General features: G+C 60.1%; 6 protein-coding genes and 1 pseudogene. 4 read left to right on the top strand and 3 right to left on the bottom strand.

Features of this window, described 5'->3' with window-relative positions:
• From FH975_RS06620 to FH975_RS06610, 3 genes and pseudogenes are all read left to right on the top strand, one after another.
• Positions 1–762 (top strand): annotated as a pseudogene (locus FH975_RS06620) (hypothetical protein); the annotation flags it as partial.
• Positions 759–1,712: a choice-of-anchor M domain-containing protein gene (locus tag FH975_RS06615; RefSeq protein ID WP_162320582.1), complete on the top strand. Its 954-nt coding sequence runs from the start codon at positions 759–761 to the stop codon at positions 1,710–1,712. The pseudogene FH975_RS06620 and the gene FH975_RS06615, both read left to right, overlap by 4 nt.
• Entirely contained in the window at positions 1,709–2,638 is a 930-nt protein-coding gene (locus FH975_RS06610; protein ID WP_202923037.1) for a lytic transglycosylase domain-containing protein, read from the top strand. The genes FH975_RS06615 and FH975_RS06610 overlap by 4 nt, the downstream gene beginning before the upstream one ends.
• A 27-nt stretch (positions 2,639–2,665) precedes the next feature.
• Here FH975_RS06610 and FH975_RS16905 read toward each other — a convergent pair whose 3' ends face one another.
• From FH975_RS16905 to FH975_RS06595, 3 genes are read right to left on the bottom strand one after another with little or no spacing between them, the layout of a single operon-like run.
• On the bottom strand, positions 2,666–3,958 hold the full coding sequence (locus tag FH975_RS16905; RefSeq protein WP_162320581.1) for a VWA domain-containing protein: 1,293 nt from the start codon (positions 3,956–3,958) through the stop codon (positions 2,666–2,668).
• Positions 3,955–4,899, bottom strand: coding sequence for an ATP-binding protein (locus FH975_RS06600; protein ID WP_162320580.1), 945 nt, complete (start codon positions 4,897–4,899; stop codon positions 3,955–3,957). The genes FH975_RS16905 and FH975_RS06600 overlap by 4 nt, the downstream gene beginning before the upstream one ends.
• Complete coding sequence (locus tag FH975_RS06595) at positions 4,896–5,627, bottom strand: class I SAM-dependent methyltransferase (RefSeq protein ID WP_162320579.1); 732 nt, start codon at positions 5,625–5,627, stop codon at positions 4,896–4,898. Before FH975_RS06595 ends, FH975_RS06600 begins: the two co-directional genes overlap by 4 nt.
• Positions 5,628–5,711: 84 nt before the next feature.
• Here FH975_RS06595 and FH975_RS06590 point away from each other — a divergent pair, with 84 nt between their 5' ends.
• Positions 5,712–6,824, top strand: a complete 1,113-nt coding sequence (locus FH975_RS06590) for an NAD(P)/FAD-dependent oxidoreductase (protein WP_162320578.1) — start codon at positions 5,712–5,714, stop codon at positions 6,822–6,824.
• The last annotated feature ends 15 nt before the right edge of the window (positions 6,825–6,839 follow it).

Here is a 6,839-nt window from a genome sequence, read left to right as displayed (position 1 = left end):
GATGAGCCGGATCCTGAGCCGACGGAGACTGTGTCGCCGAGCCCGACTGATGAGCCGGATCCTGAGCCAACAGAGACTTCCTCTCCGAGCCCAACTGGCGAGCCGTCCCCGAGTCCGGCAGGACCTTCAGCAGATGACTTGACCGAAGAAACTCGAGGGCTGATCGAAGCACCACGATCGGCCGAACTGGGAGAGCAGATCACTGTTGAAGTCGGCGACTCCTACCGCTCGGAGGAAGCTCGTCTCTACCTCTTCTCTGATCCCCTGAACCTCGGATCAGACACAGTGGACGCCAACGGCGAGGTGGCTGCGACCTTGCCTAGCGATGACGAGTTCCTCGGCGAACATCGGCTAGCGGTGTACCAGGACAATGGGAGCATCATTGGCTGGACTCCCATAGAACTCGTAGAACCAGCCGAGGGGCAGGGGCCGGGGGATAACGGGCAAGACTCGGGCTCGGGAACCGGCACTGGTTCCGGACCCGTAGGCGAGAATGGGGCCTCCCCAAGTCCCGAAGATGGTGAGGAGACCGACGATACTGATGAATTAACCGCCGCCGAACAGTCCGGTACCCGGGGAAGCACTAGCGATGATTCCGCAGCCGGAGGTTCTCCTGACCAGTCAGGTGCGAAGGGAAGTGGGGCGCCTTTAGCGGAGACCGGGCTTGACAACAGGCTCTTGATTGCGGCGGGAATTCTAGTGCTCAGCGCTGGTCTTGGCAGCATGATCCTGTTACTTAGGAGGCGCGGCGAGGCTGAATGACGCCCCGCAAACAGGACTTCCGAGTCATTCTGGGAGCCGTAGCCGCAGTGTTCATCATGGCACTTGTTGGCTGCGGCTCCTCGGCGGAGTTCCACACCCACCAGCACACAAGCCTAGACGTATCTTCCATAGCAGGCGGGCAATATATTTACGATGTCGGTGACACCACTCTTGGCCCCGTGTTCACCGATAACCAGTGGCAACTCATGTTGACGGAGGCCGACTCTTCGACGCTGTCCTCTGGTACCTGGCGACGTCCGGAAAGCACCGCGATAGAGGTCAATTCAGACGCGGAAATGCGTGTCCCAGATTCCCAGCACTATGACTTTTTGCTTGCGGCACCCGGCGATCACGTGTGGGTTATTCCAGAAGCTACCAGCAACCCCACTCCCACTTTGAGCATTTCTGCGATTGCTCCCGAAGCAATGAGCAGTCTCGACAATGGTTTGGCAGTCGCTCTCACAGGGGTACAAGGACCCGGCACGCTCCACGTGTATACACAGACCGGAGGACGCTTTGGAGAGCCAGAGCCCCTATGGAACTCCCGCGATTCCATGCCGCAGTCGCATTGGCTTGATCTTGGCGGGGAAACTCCGCTGAATTGGGTTTTCACTGATCCTGGAATCTACCTCGTCCAGGTCACGGCACGTGCCGATCTGAAAGATGGGTCCGAATTCTCTGACACGCAACAGCTTCGATTTGCCGTGGGTGACTCCACAGGCGAACAAGCACTAGAAGAGTCTTGGCGTGGGCCCAGCACCGACTCTTACTTCCGTGCCGAGCAGCGCGTCAACGACGAGCAAGGCACCACCTGGACCACCCGCGTGTTGTGGGCCTCCACTGTCCTTTTCGCGCTGCTGTTCCTGGCAGTCGTGATCACCGCTGCGTCGAGATCACGACGCCGCCGATATGACCTGCAATCCACCACATCAAGAGATGCCCAAAGATGACCACTCCCCCTGAGCACCGCCACACGGAGGAATTCCCAGAAACTGGCGAGCCTTCGGCCAGCTTCGATGACCTACTCGACGGTGATCACGGCACCATAGGGTCCGCGCCGCTGAATGACTACGAGCCCATCGACCAGCAGCCGCGTCAGAAGAAGTCCGCTGGGCGATGGGTGTTGCCAACAGTGACAAGCGTGCTCATGGCAGCGGGGCTCGTCACACTCGGTGCCGGATTGGGCGCCAGCCAATTTGGTGCCAACGAGCCTGAAGAAGACCCCGCGTCGTCAGTTATCGTCCCGACTATGCCGGAGAATGTCGGCGGCGCTGATCCCGACCGGGCCGAAGAGCCGGACGAGAACGCCGGTGTCAGCGCCCTAGTAGATCCCGAGTGGGTGACGGACGTCTCCGGAGGGTCCCATATCCCGGAAACAGCTTTGGCCGCCTACGCCGGAGCCACACTTTCAGTCAACGAGACCTTCGAAAGCTGCGGTCTGGGCTGGAACACATTGGCAGCTATTGGCTACGTGGAAACCCAGCACGGGAGCTACGGTGGGGCGAGGCTCCGGGAGGACGGCACTGTGCACCCGACAATAATCGGACCGAGACTGGACGGGTCCGACGACGTCGCAGAAGTCTTAGACACCGACAGTGGAGAGATAGACGGCGATGACGAATACGACAGGGCCGTAGGCCCGATGCAGTTCCTGCCTTCCACCTGGCAAGAATTCGGTCAAGACGGGAGCGGTGATGGCACCGCCGACATTAACAACATTGAGGACGCCGCGCTCTCCGCAGCTGTTTACCTGTGCTCCTGGGGTGACATGACAAATGAGGAAGATTGGATCGACGCGGTCCTCGCATACAACCCTTCAGCCGATTACAACCACCAGGTCGCAGAGCGCGCTAATCACTACACGTACTTCGGATGACAACAGTCTTGGGCCTTGCTGAAGAATTCAGACCAGCAGAGAGCCCACGCCCACCCCGGCTGCGTGGAAGGGCCCCATGTTCCTAGTCAAGACGCGATCAGAGTAAATGCCGACGGGCAGGACGGACACGTCTTCACAGAATTCCACTGCACGCTCCAAAAGTTGAGACAGTTCTTCCCAGGCTTCATCCAACGGTGTGTGTGCGCCGCTGAGCCCAACTGTCGGGTGTCCGTCAGTGATCATCAGCAGCCGCCGCTGACCTGGATCATCCGCCCTCAAGAGCTCCAAGGCGAGGCCCACACCGTGTGCCAGCGGGGTCCCGCCCCCCACTGAGACCCGGTGCAGAGCCCGCCGCGCTCGTGCCGGACTGCTGCCGCGCTCGACCAGCGTTCGGGCAGCACTCCCGGCAGCAATAACCACCGAGACCACCCCTCGCCGTGATGCAACGTGACCAACTGTGTGATCCACTGCGCGTGAGGTGGCCGATAGCCCCTCCTGGCCCAAAGAGGAAGACCCGTCAACCAGCACCACCGTATGGGCACCAGACGGCCGGCGGCGTCGCGCCCCCTGCAAATCTGAATCCTGCAATTGGATCTGTCCCAGGACCCCCGAAGACCCGTGACGTCGCGTCGCTCTGCGAATGGTGGCCGGTATTGAAACAGGCACACCGGTCACTGCCACTGTCTCTCCGACCTTCCTCCCGCGCTGCACGCTCAGTGCCTGGATGCCTGCCCGTCCCCGGAGGTGTCGATGACAGGCTCCCTCACTTCGGTGCTGCTCTAACACCGCCATCAGGCCGGAGACTTCCGCGGGGGCGGATCCTTCCTCTCCAAGTGTCAGCTCCAGCCGATCCGCTGACGCATTCAGCTTTCCCACGGCAATAGACCGCTCCGCATCGGCCGAGGGGTCGCCAGTTTCGGAGCCAGAGTTTGAGGCGTCGCTCTGCGAATCGTCCTGGTCAGAGTCCGTTTCTTCAAGAGTCTGAGCCGCAACAGTCTCAGAGTCCGTGGCTTCAGACTCAGTTGTGTCATCCTCCGGAGGTTCATCTTCCGTTGATTCAACCCCCGCGTTGTCCGAGCCCTCTGCGGCGGCATCATTCGCACTGTCCGCGGGCTGCTCCGAGGGGTCCGGGCCCTCCTCCGATGAGGCGTCGTCGCCCAGGTCAGCTTCGATCACGCACAGTCTCGGAGGGATTGTCGCAGCGTCCCAGGCCAAAGCCTGAAGGTGGTGACCGTCCGAGGACCGAGCCTGGCCCTGCGGGCCCCACATCGTGAATCGTTCGGGAGCCAACCATGGTGACAATGCGGTAGGAAAGGTCACGCCGCGCGCAGTCCCAGTACCCGAGCTGCCGTGAGCTTCACCTGCGACGACGCGCTGGCACCCCGTGTGCCAGGTCCATCAGCCATTCTGTGCTGAAGAGCAGGAACGGCGGCGAAGATCACATCACTGCGGGTGACTTCCTCCCTTCCGGCCAGAGCTGCGATCGCCCGGGCTGTGCGTGCAAGAACCACCTCCGCACGGTGACCGACCGCCCCTGACTCGACGCACACCTCCACGATCTGTTGCAGCACATGAGGTGGTGTGTGAACGCTGTGAAGATGGGTCCGCGCTGCCAAGATGCGCTGAGCGACTTGTTCTTCACGCTCAGACCACTGGTGAAAAAAGCTCGGCTCGTCGTCATCGAAGAGCATTCGGCGACGAGCGATTTCAGCTCGGACCGCAGCTTCACGGATCGTGCGGACTTCAGTGGCCAAGCCAAAGCGGTCTTTCAGTTGAGGCCGCAGATCGCCTTCCTCCGGATTTCCGCTTCCCACAAGAACGAAGCGTGCCGCATGAGTATGGCTGATACCGTCCCGCTCCACCCGGTTCACTCCGGAAGCGGAGACATCCAAGAGGACGTCGACGAGAAAATCGTCTAGGAGGTTGACTTCGTCGATGTACAGGAAACCTCCATGTGCTCGGCTAAGAATCCCTGGCGCGAAGGCTACATCGCCGTTGAGGGCCTTCTGCAGATCCATTGTGCCCAGTACACGGTCTTCGCTTGAGCCGAGAGGAAGTTCAACCACCGGCATGCCCAGCCCGTGGTTGGTGAGGAGCTGCCCCAGGGCGCGGATTATCGTGGTTTTTGCTGTGCCGCGGTCACCCAAAGCCAGTACGCCGGAAATACTCGGATCCACTGCAGTAAGAATGAGGCAGTTCTTGAGCTCCTCCTGTCCAAGGACGGCAGTGAAGGGAAAAATCAGGGAGTTGGGTGTAGTCATGGAGTGGGTTTCCTCACTACGGCGATACTGTCCGAATACGAGTGCAGGGTCAGTCCGGCCTGCTCGGCTTCCTGAAGCACATCCCGCTGATCTGGTGTCCGCCAGTTTGACTCCGCGCTGACTCTGCGCAGCGTCTCTCCATTGCAGCGAACTTCATACTCGGTGCGATTCTGCTCCCCATCGGGGGAGGCGTAGTAGCGAGCAATGTACTCATGCGCGCCGATACGAACGTTGTCTTCTCGCATTCCACTCTGCAACGGGGGACGCTCCACGGGAACAGTGAGGAGACCGGCACCCTCAACGCTCAGCATGTTTCCCAAACTGCGCAGCATGTCAGTTCGGGCACCGGCACTCAGGTGACCGAGCATTGCAGAGCAGACAAACCCTTCGATCTGATGATCAATCATGTTTAGTGCGGCGGGTACCGGTTCGGCCAACACGCTCACCCGGTGCTTCAATGCGGCATCGTCGCCAATGCGTGCCAAGAGCGCGCTTCGCATGGTCAGCGATGGCTCAATAGCAACAATCTGAGCAGAGGTGTACTCGGCAATTGTGCGACAACTGAGGCCAGTCCCCGCTCCGATATCGAGCACTGTGGCAGTACCAGGCAAGTCTCCAAAGAGCGCCTTCAGGGGCGGGCCCAATCTAGCCAAGGCACGCGGAGGGACGAACAGATCGTGAAACTCGCCGATGCGTTCGTATTCATCGGTGTACGTGTCCCCATTCACAGGGCAGATCTAGGTGTCTCGACAGCCATACGGCCAATCTAATGCAATTGAGAATAGATCGCAATAAAGTGTAGGGTGAGGAGAATGCACATACTCGACACACTTGTTATCGGAGCTGGGCCTGCGGGCATCGGCACAGCCCTGGCCCTCGATGTGGTGGATGACCTTCGCTACGGGGTAATGGACCGGGGACGCATCGGGCAGACGTTCGCCGACTGGCCAGAACATCAGAGATTCCTGACGCCATCGTTTCCTGCTAATGGTTACGGCGCCACCGACCTCAATTCGATTCACCCCCTGACCTCGCCCGCCTACAGTCTGGGCGTGGACTACCCGACAGGTAAGCAGTACGCCACCTACCTGCGGAGCGTAGCCAAGATCTTTGAAATACCGGTCGTCAACGAGGTGGAGGTTACCGCAGTCACGCGCGGAGAAGATGACATCTTCGTCATCGGCACCACGCAGCAAACTCTCCGGGCCCGCACCGTTGTTTGGGCCGGAGGTGAGTTCCACCAAAAGGATCTCCCGGCCGTTCCCGGTGGTGACCTACTCACGCATTCCGCCCAGAGGGAAGCCTGGCAGAAGAGAGCCGACCACGCCGTGATTGTCGGAGGTTACGAATCTGGTATCGACATCGCCTGTCATCACATTGCGCAGGGCGCAGCCAAGGTCACAGTGGTGGACGGATCGTCTCCATGGGAAGATCCCCAAAGTTCAGATCCGTCGTTCGAATTGGCGCCGCGAACTCGCATGCGGCTCAGAAATGCCCAGGCCAGTGGCAAGTTGAGACTCCACTCCAGCCATGCCGCAAAGATCACGAGGGCCGGCGACAGTTACGTCATTGAGCTAGACGACGGGCAAAAGCTCAAAACCAGTGCGCCACCGATTGCAGCGACGGGATTCGGGCCAGGACTTGGCCCGGTGAGCGGGCTCTTCGAACATCGTGAAGACGGCTGGCCGCTAGTGGACGAAAACGATGAGTCGACCATCTTTGAAGGACTGTTCCTCTCCGGTGCGGCTCTGCGCCACGGTTCGAAACATTTCTGCTTCATCTACAAGTTCCGGCAGCGCTACGCCCAAATCGCCCATGTGATTGGCGAACGGCTGGGCAAAGACACAGAAAACCTTGGCGCCTGGCGGGAAGCAGGAATGTGGGCCGAGGACATCGGCGCATGCGGTGCCAACTGCGCATGTTGAGCAGGCCTATCGGAG

Origin of the sequence: Nesterenkonia haasae (genome assembly GCF_010119385.1) — a bacterium.
In the GTDB taxonomy this organism is placed as follows: Bacteria; Actinomycetota; Actinomycetes; order Actinomycetales; family Micrococcaceae; genus Nesterenkonia; species Nesterenkonia haasae.
The sequence above is the reverse complement of the archived record's forward strand: the minus strand, read 5'-3'. Positions and strand labels throughout refer to the sequence as shown.